Origin of the sequence: Lentilitoribacter sp. Alg239-R112 (genome assembly GCF_900537175.1) — a bacterium.
Taxonomy (GTDB): Bacteria; Pseudomonadota; Alphaproteobacteria; order Rhizobiales; family Rhizobiaceae; genus Lentilitoribacter.
The window spans coordinates 229,293-245,798 of record NZ_LS999833.1 but is presented as its reverse complement, the minus strand read 5'-3'; the positions used below and the strand labels follow the sequence as shown (position 1 = coordinate 245,798).

General features: G+C 46.5%; 20 protein-coding genes. 6 read left to right on the top strand and 14 right to left on the bottom strand.

Features of this window, described 5'->3' with window-relative positions:
- Window positions 1-10 precede the first annotated feature (10 nt).
- Window positions 11-1,471, bottom strand: coding sequence for a hypothetical protein (locus G3W54_RS01390; RefSeq protein ID WP_162651371.1), 1,461 nt, complete (start codon window positions 1,469-1,471; stop codon window positions 11-13).
- A gap of 292 nt (window positions 1,472-1,763) precedes the next feature.
- Between G3W54_RS01390 and G3W54_RS01385 the strand changes: the two genes are divergently transcribed.
- Window positions 1,764-2,873 carry an agmatine deiminase family protein gene (locus G3W54_RS01385; RefSeq protein ID WP_197742765.1) on the top strand — a complete coding sequence of 370 codons (1,110 nt, stop codon included), beginning with the start codon at window positions 1,764-1,766 and terminating at the stop codon, window positions 2,871-2,873.
- Between the two features lie 212 nt (window positions 2,874-3,085).
- Here the strand turns inward: G3W54_RS01385 and G3W54_RS01380 are convergent, their stop codons facing one another.
- Window positions 3,086-3,346: a HigA family addiction module antitoxin gene (locus G3W54_RS01380; protein WP_162651370.1), complete on the bottom strand. Its 261-nt coding sequence runs from the start codon at window positions 3,344-3,346 to the stop codon at window positions 3,086-3,088.
- A 156-nt stretch (window positions 3,347-3,502) separates the two neighbouring features.
- On the opposite strand from G3W54_RS01380, the gene G3W54_RS01375 reads away from it, so the two are divergent.
- The gene (locus G3W54_RS01375; protein ID WP_162651369.1) at window positions 3,503-4,072 is read left to right on the top strand and encodes a ricin-type beta-trefoil lectin domain protein; all 570 of its coding nucleotides are present in this window, start codon (window positions 3,503-3,505) and stop codon (window positions 4,070-4,072) included.
- Window positions 4,073-4,140: 68 nt separating this feature from the next.
- Here G3W54_RS01375 and G3W54_RS01370 read toward each other — a convergent pair whose 3' ends face one another.
- From G3W54_RS01370 to G3W54_RS01360, 3 genes are all read right to left on the bottom strand, one after another.
- Window positions 4,141-5,010 (bottom strand): delta-class carbonic anhydrase, encoded by an 870-nt coding sequence (locus G3W54_RS01370; protein WP_162651368.1) that lies wholly within the window; start codon window positions 5,008-5,010, stop codon window positions 4,141-4,143.
- Between the two features lie 312 nt (window positions 5,011-5,322).
- Window positions 5,323-6,363 carry an NAD(P)-dependent alcohol dehydrogenase gene (locus G3W54_RS01365; protein WP_162651367.1) on the bottom strand — a complete coding sequence of 347 codons (1,041 nt, stop codon included), beginning with the start codon at window positions 6,361-6,363 and terminating at the stop codon, window positions 5,323-5,325.
- Window positions 6,364-6,483: 120 nt separating this feature from the next.
- Window positions 6,484-7,152 carry a class I SAM-dependent methyltransferase gene (locus G3W54_RS01360; protein ID WP_162651366.1) on the bottom strand — a complete coding sequence of 223 codons (669 nt, stop codon included), beginning with the start codon at window positions 7,150-7,152 and terminating at the stop codon, window positions 6,484-6,486.
- Window positions 7,153-7,323: 171 nt separating this feature from the next.
- Here G3W54_RS01360 and G3W54_RS01355 point away from each other — a divergent pair, with 171 nt between their 5' ends.
- Window positions 7,324-8,214, top strand: coding sequence for a LysR family transcriptional regulator (locus G3W54_RS01355; protein ID WP_162651365.1), 891 nt, complete (start codon window positions 7,324-7,326; stop codon window positions 8,212-8,214).
- A 118-nt stretch (window positions 8,215-8,332) separates the two neighbouring features.
- Window positions 8,333-9,307 carry an endonuclease/exonuclease/phosphatase family protein gene (locus G3W54_RS01350; protein ID WP_162651364.1) on the top strand — a complete coding sequence of 325 codons (975 nt, stop codon included), beginning with the start codon at window positions 8,333-8,335 and terminating at the stop codon, window positions 9,305-9,307.
- An 89-nt stretch (window positions 9,308-9,396) separates the two neighbouring features.
- Here G3W54_RS01350 and G3W54_RS01345 read toward each other — a convergent pair whose 3' ends face one another.
- The 8 genes from G3W54_RS01345 to G3W54_RS01310 all read right to left on the bottom strand — a co-directional run bounded on the left by G3W54_RS01345 (window position 9,397) and on the right by G3W54_RS01310 (window position 14,649).
- Window positions 9,397-9,888, bottom strand: a complete 492-nt coding sequence (locus G3W54_RS01345) for a GNAT family N-acetyltransferase (protein WP_162651363.1) — start codon at window positions 9,886-9,888, stop codon at window positions 9,397-9,399.
- A gap of 83 nt (window positions 9,889-9,971) precedes the next feature.
- On the bottom strand, window positions 9,972-10,328 hold the full coding sequence (locus G3W54_RS01340) for a RidA family protein (protein ID WP_162651362.1): 357 nt from the start codon (window positions 10,326-10,328) through the stop codon (window positions 9,972-9,974).
- Between the two features lie 142 nt (window positions 10,329-10,470).
- A complete protein-coding gene (locus G3W54_RS01335) occupies window positions 10,471-11,229 on the bottom strand; it encodes an isocitrate lyase/phosphoenolpyruvate mutase family protein (protein ID WP_162651361.1) in 759 nt (252 codons plus the stop codon).
- Window positions 11,226-12,302: a trifunctional transcriptional activator/DNA repair protein Ada/methylated-DNA--[protein]-cysteine S-methyltransferase gene (locus G3W54_RS01330; protein WP_162651360.1), complete on the bottom strand. Its 1,077-nt coding sequence runs from the start codon at window positions 12,300-12,302 to the stop codon at window positions 11,226-11,228. The genes G3W54_RS01335 and G3W54_RS01330 overlap by 4 nt, the downstream gene beginning before the upstream one ends.
- 146 nt (window positions 12,303-12,448) lie before the next feature.
- On the bottom strand, window positions 12,449-13,009 hold the full coding sequence (locus tag G3W54_RS01325) for a thioredoxin family protein (protein ID WP_162651359.1): 561 nt from the start codon (window positions 13,007-13,009) through the stop codon (window positions 12,449-12,451).
- Between the two features lie 49 nt (window positions 13,010-13,058).
- Window positions 13,059-13,373 carry a hypothetical protein gene (locus G3W54_RS01320; protein ID WP_162651358.1) on the bottom strand — a complete coding sequence of 105 codons (315 nt, stop codon included), beginning with the start codon at window positions 13,371-13,373 and terminating at the stop codon, window positions 13,059-13,061.
- Between the two features lie 83 nt (window positions 13,374-13,456).
- Window positions 13,457-13,891 (bottom strand): GNAT family N-acetyltransferase, encoded by a 435-nt coding sequence (locus G3W54_RS01315; RefSeq protein ID WP_162651357.1) that lies wholly within the window; start codon window positions 13,889-13,891, stop codon window positions 13,457-13,459.
- Window positions 13,888-14,649, bottom strand: a complete 762-nt coding sequence (locus tag G3W54_RS01310) for a DUF2161 family putative PD-(D/E)XK-type phosphodiesterase (RefSeq protein WP_162651356.1) — start codon at window positions 14,647-14,649, stop codon at window positions 13,888-13,890. Before G3W54_RS01310 ends, G3W54_RS01315 begins: the two co-directional genes overlap by 4 nt.
- Before the next feature lie 180 nt (window positions 14,650-14,829).
- On the opposite strand from G3W54_RS01310, the gene G3W54_RS01305 reads away from it, so the two are divergent.
- Window positions 14,830-15,450, top strand: a complete 621-nt coding sequence (locus G3W54_RS01305; protein WP_162651355.1) for an SGNH/GDSL hydrolase family protein — start codon at window positions 14,830-14,832, stop codon at window positions 15,448-15,450.
- A gap of 60 nt (window positions 15,451-15,510) precedes the next feature.
- Here G3W54_RS01305 and G3W54_RS01300 read toward each other — a convergent pair whose 3' ends face one another.
- The gene (locus G3W54_RS01300; protein ID WP_162651354.1) at window positions 15,511-15,684 is read right to left on the bottom strand and encodes a hypothetical protein; all 174 of its coding nucleotides are present in this window, start codon (window positions 15,682-15,684) and stop codon (window positions 15,511-15,513) included.
- Between the two features lie 177 nt (window positions 15,685-15,861).
- Here G3W54_RS01300 and G3W54_RS01295 point away from each other — a divergent pair, with 177 nt between their 5' ends.
- Window positions 15,862-16,503 carry a DUF805 domain-containing protein gene (locus tag G3W54_RS01295; RefSeq protein WP_162651353.1) on the top strand — a complete coding sequence of 214 codons (642 nt, stop codon included), beginning with the start codon at window positions 15,862-15,864 and terminating at the stop codon, window positions 16,501-16,503.
- Window positions 16,504-16,506 lie beyond the last annotated feature (3 nt).

Sequence of the window (16,506 nt, the reverse complement as noted above, 5' to 3'; positions counted from 1 at the left end):
AATCATCTATTTAAAAGGTTTCATCCAGCTTTAAGGCTTGAAGGAAGCGTAATTTTACTTCACGTTCTTTTGGGGAGGAACGTCTGGTATAGGAGCAAATCTGCGCAGCCCGCCGTATTGCGAGGAGAGTGCTTAATCCAATAGCATACTTTGTTTGGCTTCGAATATATTCATATAGGTCAACCACATCTTTGTCAGATTGAAGAGGTTTCAAATCATCTATAATTTCATGATAACCTACCTCGAAATCGTCAAAATCGTAAATGCTGAAGTTGTCAGGGAGTCGAACCGCTCCCAAGAATTCCGGCTTTCCGCAGCGGTCAACCCATCTAAAAAATCCAATCGTTATTATACGTGGAATTATCGACTCGATTAACTTCCTTTTTTTATATAGCTGTATTTTATTTTGCTTACTTTCCACCTCCTCAACTAACTCTCTCGCTATAGAACGGCTTATTACTTCTTTGAAGTTGTTGCTTTTTTTTGCTTCGAGTAAATCTGACCAGTCCATTGAGCCAGACCCGCGAAATACTAATGTTCCACCAGATATGTAGTTCTTTTTTCGTTGCCTAGCAAACATCAGTTTTCCTTCTGACGACAGTGCAAATCCTGTTGTACCAATGTGGCCACTTATTCCGTCAATCCTGTGTTGCTTCAGCACGTAGTTGCCATTTTCTTTGATTGCGGGAAACCATCTGGTTCCTTTAAAATCATCATAAAATCTCTTCTGTCCTGTTCTTCTTTCAATTGATGATCTAAACGCTTCATTCGTAATTAAACTTCGAAAGTAGTCAGTTTTCTCTAGTTCAACTTTTTCCGCTAGGTTCGAGAGCGGGCTGATTAAACGTACTTTGTTATCGTTTGTCGTCCTTTCTCTACCTTTTATTGTCGTATGCAAAAACCTAAATTGGAAGTCTTGTTGATCATCAAACGATCCAACATATTTGCTTTTTTTTACTTGGATATCGGATATTTCTATCCTTAGAGTTGAAGTTAGTTTTTGATCGATGTCTTCGCTGACAAAGGCGACCTCATCACATGAGTTTTCTTTTACTGATACAAATCCCATTTTGTGTTCTTTCTCTTGGGGAATAAGTTCCTTAAAAAAGACATCAGTTTGCCGGTCAACTCTAAATGAGTTTTGTTTATGGATGAGCGCTTCCCATCCAGGACGTAACTCTATGAACCTACGTTCGTTTACCAGAGATCGAACTTCAACTAAGGCGGAAAGTAGACCATAAATAGTCGCAATAGAGCCGATAAAAAATGCTGTAGTAAAAGTTGAGTCTTCACTTGTAGTTACAAGAACAAGAAAGGAGATGATAGCCAGAAAAGTCGAAAAAATTCCTTGTAAAGCTCGTAACCTGTGCGATGGATCATGAACAAAAAATATCTGAAAATCAGATAGGTAACCTTTGGCGTGTTCAAATCTCATACGATATTTGTTGCGTAGCTTTTTGAATGGCGTCATATATCCTCCAGAAAAGTTTTTTGGTTGTTCTCCTACAGCACATCTATCTTGGATAGAGTTACCTGTATATCCCGAATTTTTGGTATCTAACTTTGTATCTCAAAACTGTGAAAGAATCTCTGATAGTATATCTTCATGCAAAACCAAGCAATGTAGCTAGCTGAAATGGTATCCTCGCGGCTTAGAAGCTAGAATATTTGTCAATAATGAATGGTAGTATTTTAATTTCCCCACGTTCCCTAGAATTTCACATTCTGCTAGTCTCAACCTATGATTCAAACAGGACACATGCATGAAAAGAAGGGAATTTGTTAGATCTTCTGCGGCATTGGCAGCGTTTGCTTCCTTGGGTGGTGACTGGGTGAGAGGTAATATGATCAATAAAGCCAGTGCGGCTTCGCACTCGCACCTTCATGTTCCGCCCGAAGAGGCACCGCATGAACTCACATTTATGCAATGGCCGGTGAATCGCCAAGTGCATCCAGATCAGGAGTTTCTCGACATTCTGCAACGCACAATTGCTGATATTGCCAATGCTATATCGGAGTTTGAGCCTGTAATTCTGTGCGCGGCCAAAGAGGATCAGCGCCGTGCCAAAACTCTGTTGTCATCCAGGGTGGAGCTTTGGGATATTCCGACAGAAGATTTGTGGGCGCGGGATTCTGGACCTTTATTTGCTGTGCAAAATGGTGAGCTTGTTATCAGCCACATTCAGTTCAATGGTTGGGGCAACAATCAGGTGCATATGCGCGATGGCAAGATTGCAGCTCAGATAGCGCAGCACCTTGGCGTGCCGCTTGTTTCCAGCGGTCTGCAAGGCGAGGCGGGCGGTGTGGAGCATGACGGGCATGGGCTTTTAATGGCGCATGAAAGCTCGTGGGTGAATGATAACCGCAATAAGGGTCTCTCCCGCGATGAGGTTGAGGCGAGATTGCTCGCCGCCTATGGTGCGACGCGTATGATTTGGGCGCAGGGCGTTAAAGGTGAGGATATTACCGATTATCATATCGATAGTTTGGCACGGTTTACAGGCGCTGGCCGTGTGTTGATCAATTTGCCAGATGAGCTGGATGAAGATGATCCGTTCCATATGGCGGCGTTGGAGACATATGAGGCATTAGAAGCGGCCGATCTTGATGTTGAGGTGATCCCCGAGCCAGAAGTTCGCCGCGTTGATAGTGTGGATTTTGTGGCATCTTATGCCAATTATTATGCCTGCAATGGTGCTGTGATTGCCGCCCAGTTTGGCGATGATGAAACGGACAAGATCGCCGCTGATGCACTTGCGCGGCATTATCCGAACCGTGAGATCATCACGCTGAATGTTGATGCATTGGGTGAGGTTGGCGGTGGCATTCACTGCGCTACCCAGCAGATGCCTAAAGTTGTAGTCAAAACTTAACGCCTCGTTAACCCTGTTTCATTAGTATTGATAGTTAAGTTATACATGTTAAATTATGGGTAACTTTGGGTTTATCTGATGTTTGGTTTATTTTAGCTTTACCGCTAAAGGGGCTTGCAAAAGGTGTGGGGGCCAATTGCAATGATCTTTAAAACTGGAACTCGATAAACCCATTTTTTTTTGAAAGCGGTTTAGGGTGTTTGGATTGGCACTTATGTTTTGCGCTCATCCCACAGTGCCTGCATGTTTATCCATGCACCAGAACCATTTCCAAAGTAGCGTCCAAATTTTCCTGCCGTGGCACGGGTAATGCTGGTTTTGCCATCAAACAACTTCTCCAACTCCATTTTAGAAATACCAATTGCCTTGGCAAACGCGAGCGGGGTCATGTTGTGATCTTTCATCGCACGCTGCAAAATAAGGCCCGGATGTTCTGGGTCATCATTTTTTTGCTTGGCAAATATCCGGTTCATGTTTGGAAACTTTTTGTTCGTGGCTGTTGTTTATCGCGGTGAAAGCATCAAATCTGCTGAGGCTTGCCAAATTTTATAATCCGCCCTAATTTGCCTTGCAATAAGATATTGTAGAAAATAGCCTATTGAAGAATAGCATTGTTGGGAGGCAAAGCTGTGGCGGACGTGAGCTGGATAAAGGTTTTATTGGCGGGCTGCATAGCAATCGCATCTATCGGCGTCAGTGCAAATTTGGTTGCCGCAAATTCCAATCCTCCCAATATACAAACGCCTGCGCCTATCATCCATCTGAAAGATAATCTGGATGAGAAGGATAATCTTGGCTTTTGCATTGATACTGTAGGACGAGGACCGTCAGACAGGGCACATGTACATTCCTGCAAGCCTTTAAATGGCTCTACAGAGCGCAGCGATGTGCAATTTATTTATGATCCGGAAACGGGCCACATCATGTCAGCAGCCTATGATAATCTATGTCTGGAAATTGTGCCCACAAGTGATGTCGAAGTCGAATTTCACCTCAGCGCCTGCGAAAATAAACCATTGCAGAACTTCACCTTTGATGCGGAGAGTTCTGAGTTGCATCTTACAGATGATTATGCGCTCTGTTTGGCAGCGGGCCAAACCAGCCGCAGCGCAGGGCCATTTATGTCACGTGACTTGCAGCTTAATGATTGTGATGATCTTGATCCTGCGCTCAAGCAATGGGTTGTTGTTTCCAAATAAATACCCCCGACTAAGTATTTGTCGGGGGTCACCTACAAGAATGTAACAGGCTAGCTTCCGGGCGCTAGCTATTTTCCAATTGTAGAGATCAAGTCGGGGTTCACAATAAGATTGCGAACGCCATGGGCGTGATCTTCATCAAAGATATTGTCTTCCAACCAAGCGCCAACTGTTTCGATGTTCACTTTTAAAACCTTTGGACGAACACTCCATGATACTTGGAATGGCGAGCCTTTTTCATTGTAGCCGGGGCCTGTTGTTGAACCATCATATTGAACAGCATCTCCGAGATAATTTGGAAGATTTACGGCCTGCGCGTACCCGTCGATATTGCCAACCTCGGCAATTTCTATGAAGTTCGCAGCACTTTCATCGTTCACAAGCACCATAACAACAGTTTCAACACGCAATTGCGGATTGCCAATAGAAGGGCTCAGACAGGAACCAAGTGTAGGTCCAGGCTTTACCAGTGCGGTTGTGTGCACAAAATGTGTTTCAATTGTATCGCCGGGAATAAGACCGCCATGGCCTTTATCTCCATACTCCATTTTGGCAGGCGTAAGTTCAGCCTCTGTTAGCACGCCATCATACTTAAAACCTGTGCCATAGCCTTTGCCATCACCATTGCCTGCATATGTGGTGAACTCGCCACCCTTATGTTCAGCATTTTCGTGGAAGTGAATGTTGCACAAGTTCATCTCTGCGTAAGTCGGCGCGGTTGCAAACGAACGTGTATTTTTACCTGTCGCTGTATCAAGATCACGAGGTGATTGTGGGCCAAAGCCAAGGCCTTCAGTGTTTCTTGCAAGGTTTGCTCGTTGTTTGGCAATCACTTCATCTGATGCGCTGTGTGACGCACTCCCAGATATTGCAGACACAGTCGAAATTGCAATAATAGAAGCAGCTGTGGCAAATGTTGTAAGTTGTTTCACTGTCATAATCGTTCTCCCAATTTTATACGTTATGTTGATGTTCAAATTTTGAATATCTTTGATCACGATGTTTGAAACTTGCCTTTCTGTGATACGGTCTTTGCGTGATACTGCCTTTCAATCAGTCCAAACTTGCCAAAGTCCAAAAAGATAAACAAAATTATATGTTCGAAAATGGTCAAAATTACTCACCTATTATAGTGATTTATACCCAAGATCGTATTTAGTATTGCAGCTAGCTAATTGTTTTTACAACAGTATTTCGAAAAATCTACTCAGTGGAACCCCCTAAATTTAAGGATTGACCTGTAAAGTGTTTTATGTAAACGGGTGCCAATTGGCTCCTGCGTTATTTGCAGCCATATTTAGATTATCTGAGGGGTGTTCTTGCATAATCAGAACAACGTTGCCGCGCTTATGGCCTGTATCGACCATTGCATGTGCTTCTTGTGCCGCTTCGAAAGCAAATGTATGGCCGATTACCGGTTTATACTTACCGCTCTCGGCAAGTTTAGCCAATAATTCTAAGTCTTCAAGCTTTGTCATCGCCACGCCGGGGATTACTTTCTTGCCCGATTTTTTGGGCGCACGTTCAAGCCCCAATAGTTGTTTAAAATTTCCAAGAATAAGGCCTAAGCGGCCTCTTGGTGCGAGTGAGTGTTCCACATCTGAGAAACCTATCTCGCCATTGCAATTTAGAATAATGTCGTATGTTTCACCGTTTTTGGTAAAATCTTCTTTCGTGTAGTCAATCACATGATCTGCACCAATGGATTGAACAAGCGCGACGTTGTTTGGCCCGCATATGCCCGTTACTTCGGCATCAAAGCTTTTGGCAATTTGGACCGCAGCAGATCCCGTTGAACCGGAGGCGCCAATGATCAACACTTTCTCATTTGGCTGTATGCCGCATTTATCGCGCAAAAAGCTAAGTGCAGTTGTGCCGCCAAAGCATAGGGACGCAGCTTCCGCAAAGTTGAGATTGTGAGGTTTCTTCACAATCAGACCATCTTCTTTCATCGCACAATATTGCGCATGGGCACCCATTGAAATGTCGGGAAATGCGACGACGGCATCGCCAATTTTAAATTTTTTAACGGATGCGCCGATGGCCTCTATTGTTCCGGATAATTCAGTGCCCAATATAGGTTTTCGTGGGCCAAATATGCCAAACATCAGCCGCCCCAACAGGCCAAAGCCTTTGGGTAGGATAAGGCTTCGCGCGCGCCAGTCACCGGACGAAACACTTGCTGCGTGCACCTTTATAAGTACCTGATCATCTTTGATTATCGGGGTTGGCACTTCGCTGATTTGCACAACGTCCGGTCCGCCATATTTTGAGTATGTGATTGCTTGCATGGTTCTGACTTTCAAGTTTAATCGCAGGACAAGAAAACCATTCCCGCCAGATGGTTCTGGCAGGTGGGCTTATCGTTGACCTGAATTTAGATTGTTATTTAATCTTGGTTTTGTGGTTCGCTAGATTGCTCTGGCAACAATAAACCGGCAGGCGGGTTTGGTGTTGTGATCACCGGATTCAATAATCTCAAATCCGGCTTGTTTAACCGCAATTTCCAATTCGTCTCCTGTTATGAAATTGACGTAAGGTGCCAGACCAAAGAAGCGCATAATGGGAATAAGAATGGGGAAAATCGGATTTTGCTTTTTAAGGCAAACCGTCTTGGATATAAACAATCCATCCGGTTCAATTGATTGGCGAATACGGGCAAGACCATCTTCAAGGTCGGTCAGAAGGTGCAAAAGCGATGAGGCAAACAGCACATCATATGTCTCGCCAAAGGGCAGGTCTTCAACACTTTTTTGTACAAAATCGACGTTATTTATGCCCTGTTCATGCTTTTTGCGATCGGCAATATCCAGCATATTCTGCGAAATGTCCGTCGCCGTGATGTGGCGCACCTGGTCAGATAGTGTCAGCGCTGTTGTGCCAGTGCCGCAACCAAGTTCCAGCATATGGTCATCTGGCTTAAGATAAAAACGTGTGCGGTCGAGCGTATGCGCATAGGCGGCGGGATCACTAACCGGGCTTTTGGAATATTTTGCCGATGCTTTATCCCAGAATTTCGGATTGGTTTTTGGCGCGCTGACATTCATATTTTTGGGCATCTGTTCGGTTAATTCTGACATGGTCGGTTCTACTTACGATTTGAGTGCAAAACATAGGGTGTTGAGTGCAATGCATTGGGGTTGCTTTCTAAGCTGTGCCATGATCCTATCAATACGAATATGAAAGTAAATTGCTTAAATATGTTAGTTTAATATGCATATTTGCATGGGTTGGTTGGATGAAAGGGCATTATGGATTGGAAAAACACCAATTTTGATTGGAACCGGGCGCGGGCCTTTTTAGCTACCGCAGAAGAAGGTTCGCTCTCAGCCGCAGCGCGAGCGCTCCACATGACCCAGCCAACCCTTGGGCGTCAGGTGGACGCGCTTGAAGAAGAGCTGGGCGTTGTTCTGTTTGAACGGGTAGGGCGCGGATTATTGCTGACCCCTGTTGGTGAGCAGCTTTTGGAGCATGTGCGCAAAATGGGCGAGGCGGCTGGTTCGCTCTCACTATCAGCCTTGGGTCATACCACAACGCTGGAAGGATCGGTTTGTATCACGGCCAGCGAAATGACATCGGTTAGCGTTCTGCCGCCGATCATTGCCAAGCTGCGCCGCATCCACCCGAAAGTCGAAATTGAGATATTGCCATCCAACGAGCCGAAAAATCTGCGCAAGCGTGAGGCGGATATTGCGATCCGAAATTTCCGCCCAGAGGATAATGACCTGATTGCCAAAAAAATCCATGATGAGCGCGGGTATTTTTATGCCACACCAGATTATCTTGATAGTTTGCCGCCAATTACAAAGTTCGAAGATCTTGCCCAGGCTGAATTTATCGGTTTTGATCATTCCCATGAGATGATCCGATATCTCAATAGCGTTGGCATACCCGTGACGGAGAAAAATTTTCCCGTACTTGCCGGCACGCACCATGTGCACTGGGAATTGACCAAGCTGGGTGTCGGCATTGGCGCCATGCCCGCCCGTTTAGGTGATCTGGAGCCAAAAGTAGTCCGCATTTTGCCCGAGCAAACAAATCTGACCTATCCCATATGGCTGACGACACATAGAGAAGTACATCTAAGCACCCGCGTGCGCACCGTGTTCGATTTTCTGGCCGAGGAATTGGTGCGGGGGTGAGGGGGAAATAGTACAAACCTCCCTTTCATAAAAACGACATCTGGCCCGCCTAGAATTGGTGAATAAACAACTTTATGGTATGTGTGATTTCATAAATAACTCATAGGTGGAAAATCTTATGCCTCGTAATTTTAGAATTGGTACCTACAATGTAGAAAATTTGTTTGATCGTTTTGATGATCCTTATTCAGTCGGTGATGATACTTATGGGCGTTTTAATACGCAACCCAAATCAAGATCACATGCTTTTGATGTGGCGCAGCGCATTCGTGACAACGGCATTGGCAAAAATTCAGTTGATATCGTTGCCCTGCAGGAACTTGAAAACTTTGGCGCTTTGCTTGATTTCGTGCAGGCCAGTGTCGGTCCTGATTATGGACCAAAAACTGGTGTGGTCAGCCTTCCCTCCAATGATCCGCGCGGTATCGATTTAGGCCTGATCTGCACAAAGCTCTTTCGCATTGGCCGCATCGTTAGTCATCGGTTTGATAAATTCCGCCGCTCTGATGGCAAGCTTTACCAGTTTGGCCGCGATTGTTTGCAGGTTGAGATCGTCGATAAAGATCGCGAGAACCTCGTGCTAACGGCCTTTATATGTCACTTTAAGTCCAAATATACGGGTGTTGATCCATTTAAGGACCCGGGAAAATACGCAAAAGCACAACGCAACAATACGCTCAAGCGTGAGGCAGAGGCACGAAAGGTCGTTGATATTGTATCGTCTGTGATGGATATCGAAAATGATCGGTTTGTTGTCCTGGGTGATTTAAATGATACGCCTGCCAGCGAGGCCTTAGCGCCGCTATTGGCAGATGATAACGCACTTGGCGTTACCAATGCCGTTTCTGTCATCGAGCAGGCTGATACGGCAGAAAATTCTCCCGTTCGTCGCCCTCGCGATACCCATGTTTGGCAGCGACCAAAGGCGGATGGAACAAGAGAAGATGAGTGGGCGCAAATCGACTATATTCTGTGTTCTAAAGCATTGTGGAAGTTAAGAACTGATAAGGTTGATGTTTTGAACTCACCTAAAAAACAGGGTTCAGATCACTTCTTTTCCTATATCGAGTTCGAATATCCCGATTTTAACTAACTCGATTTTAGTAAGATCAATTTTGGCAAAAATGGCGATCTGTTCATCTGACAATCGTGTTTGTTAACCTGATTGCAAAGAGGAAGGGCTCACGTTAGCGTAAGCTCCATCTCATAGTCATCCATGACATAACCGCCGCCAATATCCTCAACGACGGTGTCTGTTTTTTTAAAGCCCATTTTCTCATAAGCTTTGATTGAGCCGATATTGTTTTTGTTCACGGTCAGGCGAACTTTGTCCAATTTGAGTTCAAATGCAAGGTCAACAATATGGCTCATCGATGTGCGGCCCAAGCCTTTTGAGCGCTCTGTTGACAGGATGTAGAGTTTACTGAGGAATAGTTCATTATCGTTTGGCTGCACACCCATATACCCCACAATGCGGCCATTGTGACCAATGAGAAAATAACGGTAACCCTCATTTTCAATTTGGTTTTTAATCACCTGTGGAGAGTGAAAATGCTCCAACATATAAGTAACCTGATCGGACCCAACAATCGGGTCATAATGGTCATGCCAGATAAGGTTGGCTAAGCTGACAACACGGTCGATATCGCTGTCCGTTTGCACTGCTTTGAACATTCCTTCACCTCCCGTCGTATACAGGCAATTGTCGCACCATAAACGAACTTGATCAAGTAGAGTGTACCACTAATCCTAAATGACTAGTCGTATGCAGCGGTAACTATGATTTCGACATAAAGTTCAGGTCGGGCAAGTTTGGCTTCGCCGCAAGCACGTGCCGGGGCATGACCTTCTGGCACCCATGCATCCCACACAGCGTTCATTTCCTGAAAATGCTTCATATCAGAAACCCAGATAATGGCTTGAAGAATTTGCTCTTTTGATGACCCGGCCTGAGCCAAAAGCGCGTCAACCTTTGCTAGCATCTGCGCTGTTTGATCGCCCGCAGACACTTCTTCGCCCGCTTTGACATTGCCCACCTGACCACACAAATACACAGTGCCGTTGTGTTTAACGATTTTGCTCATGCGTGTTGCAGTTTCTTGTCGTTCAATCATGGTCGATCTGCTCCTTCTGTGGAGGGCGGGTTGCGCCCATTTTAAATGTGATTATGGGAGCGGCATCTCACAAAATCACGCCACAGGCTAGGTGTTTATTGATTTTCTGGTTGAAAAACTTTTGCAACGCCAAGAGACGAGCCTAGTGGAGAGCATTATAGCGCTCTGTCAGGTCAGAAATTGCTTCGCGATAAGGCGCCGGCCCATAGCTGGCGCGAGATGCTCCAACTTTGGTAATATCACCAAAAGAGTTCAATTCGCCTCTCATCATAACGTTTACAGGAAGGTTTGCAGCATCAGTAATCTGTTTGATCAGATCGTGTTGGGTAAGGCCGGGAATGAAAAAGCCATCCGCTCCGGCGTTTGAATAGGCAACCTGGCGTTCAAGAGCCTGATCAATCAGCGCCGCATGTTCAGACGGTTCTGCTTTGAGGAATAAATCAGTGCGCGCATTGATAAACAACGGAACATCTTCCTGCTCGGCGGCTTCACGCGCTGCCTGTATCCGCTCAATCTGTGTAGGGATTGCATGAAGACCTTCGCCGCCCACCACCTGATCTTCAAAATTAATACCGATAGCACCAGCCTTGATGATTTTGCGCACATTGGCGGTTACATCTGCCGCATCAATCGCGTAACCACCTTCGAAATCTACACTGAGCGGCAGGTCAATTGTTTTACTGATGCGCTCTATGATTTGCAGGACAAATTCAAGCGGAATAGCTTCGCCATCACCAAACCCTTGTGCTGCTGCAACTGACCAGCTTCCGGTTGCGCATGCTTTGGCACCTGCATCTTCAAGCGCTTTGGCGCTGCCAGCATCCCAGATATTGTAGAGGACGAGTGGTTCACTCTTCTTGTGAAGAGATTTGAAATGGGTGGCTTTGTCAGACTGGTTCATATTGCTTTGCTCTCATGGGGGCACATCTTGTAGTGCCGTTCGATTTCAAGAAGTTTTTGTTTGCGCCATAGCCCGCCACCATATCCGGTCAAGGAGCCATCAGCGCCAATAACGCGGTGACATGGTACAACAAGCGAGATTTGATTGGCACCATTTGCCCGCGCAACTGCACGGGTTGCAGATGGTCGGCCTATGCCTTTTGCAATGTCGGAATAACTGCGCGTTTCGCCCGCAGGTATGCGCAACAACTCATCCCAAACGGCCTGCTGGAAAGGCGATCCGGCAAAGGCGAGGGGCGTGGAGAAACTGGCAGATTTTCCTGCGAAAAACGCCTCCAGTTCCAGCCTGATTTGCTCACCTGCGTCTGTTTTTCCAACCCCGAGTTTTCCTTTTGCCTGCTTATCGAGCTTGCCAAGTTCCGTTTTTAATGCCTTGCGATCCACAAACTCCAGAAGGTGCAGATGCAATTGACTGCTGACCGAGATCATATCTCCCAAAGGGGTGGTGATCCAATCAGCAAACAGGGTAGGGTTATTGTCGAGACTGCCCGGTGCCCGGCCCAAAAGTTTTGCAAATGATGCCCGAAAAGCGCTGGCTGATTCAAAATTAGCCTGGATCTGCGCATCAATGACTTTGCCGCCCTGCGAAATCGTTTCAAATCCATCACGCAATCTTCGCTGCCGCGCCATTTCAAGAAACGTCATTCCGAACTGACGCTTGAAACTTCGACGAATTGTGGAAGGGTCAAAGCCCATCCGCTCAATGTCCAACTCCGACCACCGATATTCCGGCTTTTCATCAAGTGCTGCAAGAAGAGCAGCAATCGCAGGATCAGATGACGCCATCGGGGTTAGTGGGTGGCATCGTTTGCAGGCGCGATATCCCGCTTCAATACATTCGCCCACGGACGCATAGAACGAGCAATTTTCCGATTTTGGTTTTCGCGCCGGACAGGTCAACCGACAGAATATCCCCGTTGTTGAAACGCATACGTAAGCCTGCCCGTCATAGGCCGCATTCCGGTCTAATAAAGCCTGATAGAGTGTGTCGTGATCTGGAAGGTCAAAAAGCATGCGCCCACCATATCACCAAGCGCGCAGAATGCCGCCGAAAATCGGGCGCGTATTTTCTTTTTTCGAATGCTTTCGAAACAAACATCAGCAACGGCTGCATTTGCGAGATAAATGTGAAGTTGCTGATCTGGTTTCTTAGAATATATTTAAGACCATTTTATACTGCACCCCATTGATGCATTTTGTTGGCGCGGGCCTTCGCCTGTTTTGCCAACTTGCATCATGGCATTGAATAGTTCGCGATCGCGGTTTGCAAGTTCGCTCGGTGAGCTACCCATCGCGCCGTTATCAAGGCGGCCACGATATTGCAGTTCGCCTTTCTTGTTCAGACCAAAAAAATCCGGTGTGCATATTGCACCGTAGGCTTTGCCGACTTCCTGTGTCTCATCAACAAGGTACGGAAAATTAAAACCATGTTGCGCGGCAAATTTGATCATGTTTTCGGGGCTGTCTTCCGCATAGTCTCGGTAGTCATTAGACATAACAGCAAGCACATTGATCCCATTTGCAATCAGCTCATCCGTATCGGTGGCTAAGCGGTGGGCAATCGTTTTAACGTAAGGGCAATGGTTGCAGATAAAGGCGATCAATAAACAGTTCTCGCCCATATGTTCACTCATGGTATGGATTTTTCCATGTGCATCAGAGAGCGTAAAATCCGGTGCTTGCCAACCAAAATCACAAAGGGGAGTATCGAGCAATGCCATGGAATTTCCTTATCCGTTTTCTAACAGGTAGCGCGTCGAATAGCGGATTTCAATAGGACCAGTTGTATGGTTTGTACATGCCATCCGACAATAGTTTTTCCATAAACGGAATAAACATGTATCTCATGATGCCTCGCACACGAACAATTGGCAGCGGATAACCGCCGATCTGCGTTTTATCAATTTGAATGTCCGCAGGTGGTACATTCTCAAAACATACAAGGTCATTTAGAACATCATCCAGCCAAATGGTCTCTGCATGCCGATGATTGGCCCAATCAGTTGCATTTCCTTCCGCCCAATAGCCGCGTTCATCTAGTTCAAACCGATTTGGAGCATGTCGTTCGAGTATGCTTTGTGCCATTTATATAGGTTTATTTTCCTGCCAAATTATAATAACAAAATACATGATGAACAACCAACTCAAGAGTGTAACAAATTACCAAATCATCGAGAATCTCTGAGCGAATATTCACGATAGGCGATTTTATATTCTTCATCGCCTTTGAAAAAGCTATCGGGCTCGGCGGAAAAACCAAATCGCGCATAAAACGGCATGGCGGTAACACGTGCATTGCACCACAGGCGCTTTGTGCCGGAGCTTTGCGCGACATCGAGCACGTGCGCGAGGAGAGCCGTGCCATAGCCCTTGCCCTGAATCGCGTGATCAACTGCCAACTTCCTGAACTGCATGGCGCCATCTTGCTCAAAAAGCGAAATCACGCCGATAAGCTGATCTGCTTCAAACAGGCCAAAATGCTGCGTTGAGGGCAGGTGGTCATCGGCCAATAATACGAGCGCATCAGGCCCATTCGGCCAAAGTACTTTGCGACGAAGCGGGTAGGTGTCTTCTGCTGAAATGGGTTTGATGGAAAAGATCATGCTTTATCGCCAGCCTTATCAATCTCATCCAGCGCATCTTTAAACTCAACTACGGCTAATTCACCCTTGGGCGTGATACCGTAAATACCTTTCAGCACCTTGCCGTCCTGCTCCATATGTATGCGCTCAAACCAGCCGTAATGATCGGCTGCCATGATGGTGCGGGCGCGGCTTACATCTGTCGCCTTGGCTATGATCGAGGCTTTAGTGGGGCCGTGTTCATTCAGATATTGCAAGCAGCGCAGAGCATCTTGTCGATAGGCGGTGATAATGTGTGTTCGCCGGGCCGCGCCACCCTGATTGGGATCACCTACACGGGTTGCAAATTCACGCAAAAGGCGGGATTTCTTTATCTTTGATTGGCGTGGCTGATAGGGCGCTGGGTCGAGGTGAATTTCGGTAAACCCATCTTTGAGCCGCACTGTGATGAGTCCAAGCCCCAAGCGGCGGCACAGGTTCTTGTTGTTTTTCAATGCCTTTAAAAAGGGCTTGCCCGTGCCGCGCGGCACGGCAATATAAACATCATCAGTCAGGCTCTGCCGATCAATTCCCTGATGAAACAGCGATAGCGAAAACGCGGTTTTTAGCTCCACAACAATGGGCGCTTCAGGCGGGCCATCAGCGCCAGTTCGCACAGCCACAATATCGGCCTTGCCAATCTCGCCCTTCACCTCATAGCCTTGCCCCTCCAGCAATGCTTTGACAGGCGCATAAAGGTCGGTCTCGCGCGGTTTTTGGGCGGGTTTGGTTTTGGGCACAGATCACCAATTCGGTTGCAATGCTTTGAACTATATCAATGAATTTGATTCTACGCGAGCACCTGATGTGCGCCTTATGCAATGGTTTCAGTTCAATAATTTAGAGTTTGACTTAAACTACTTATGATGCAACTGTTAAAATATACAACTATAAATAGAATGATTGAGGGGATGAAAGTTATGGCAGATATCAGATTGGCGATGGTTGGGGATTCATTATCGGCAGGTGTTGGCGATGGGGTGGATACCAACGATCCAACGGCGACTGTTTTTTCCAATGCGCAGCCTATAACCAACCCGAATTGGATCACTGATGCCAATTATTATCGGCCCGGCGGCGCGTGGTCTGATTATGGTTATCTTCCCAAATTGGTCACGCGGTTAAACGGCGCTGGTCATAATGCCAGCATAGCATCTGTATGCGTTATGAATGGGGCCACCAGCCAGCAAGCTAAAGATATTGGCGCAGGAACCATTGTAAGCAGCGCAAACCCAAAACCAACTCACACTATTATTTGGCTTGGTACCAATGACGGTGTTTATAATTCGCCGGCATCTCAGGTCAATGTTGGAAATGTCATCATGCAGGTAATCAATGGCAATGGCGGTTTGGTTTTTTGTATGACCAACAATGCGACATGCCCAACTTGGGTGGATGCGCAAAATCAGATATTAGCGCCTTACAACGTGCCTACTTATACTGGCAACCAGGCCTGGATGCAGGGTCACCCAAATCATGCAGGCTATCAGCAGATTGCCGATGGCATGTATGACAGTTTGCATGGCAAGGGGTGGTGGTAGTATCTGCCTGGTGAAGGGGTGCATCGTTGGGCCTGATAGCGATGCCGTTATAGGTATGCGCTATCCGCCCAGCATACCCAGCCAGACGAACTCATAAATAGTTGCGCCAAAGGCAATGGCAAACAGGGCGTAGCCCGCATATAAAAACCACCTTTGCGGCATCCGGTCGAGCATGGCGCGAAAGCGTGCCCATTCCTTGCGGATGAATTTTTGTTTTGGTTTCGGTTTCATCATCTGTCGTTCGGTTCATCATCTTGCATGTCTGCCAAAACCTAATGCGGTGAAAGCTCCACCTTGTCAATCCATGTGCCAATACCTAAATCTATTGCAGGTTGGCGTTCGCGGGATTGAATCAACTTCTCACGATATCGCTATAAGAGATTGATATTTAACCATCATGAGGGCGATAAGATGGATTTTGCGACTGCAGTTCAGGTTTGTTCTAAAAAATATACAGATTTCACAGGCCGCGCGCAGCGGTCCGAATATTGGTATTTTTTCTTATTCTCATTCTTACTTCAATTATTGGTAGATATTGTCACCGGGTCAGAATTCGCATCCGGTATTGTCTCGTTAGGTCTGCTTTTGCCCAGCCTGGCAGTGGGGGCAAGACGTTTGCATGATACAAACCGGTCTGGCTGGTGGTTATTGCTTGGCTTAATCCCGGTTCTTGGTTGGATTGTCCTACTCGTATTCTTGGTTAAAGAAGGGGACAAGGGTGATAATGACTTTGGTTACGATCCGCTGGACCGCACCGTGGACCCGCACGAGCCTGCACAGCATGATGTGGACGCAGAGCCTGCGCCGCGCAGCCGCTACGATGATGACAATGGCAATGATGGCGATGATGATAACGACGACGATGAAACATCAAATGAAGACAATCCGTGGGTAAAAGCCCGTCGTGAAAAAGCCGAAGCAGCAAAAGAAGAAGCTGCCGCCAAAAAACAGGAAAAAGCAGCGCAGAAGAAAATTACCGAAGAAAAGAAACGCCGCATTGAACCGCCAAAATTTGGCCGAGATGCTGCCAAGAAAGACAAGAAAGATAAATAGGCG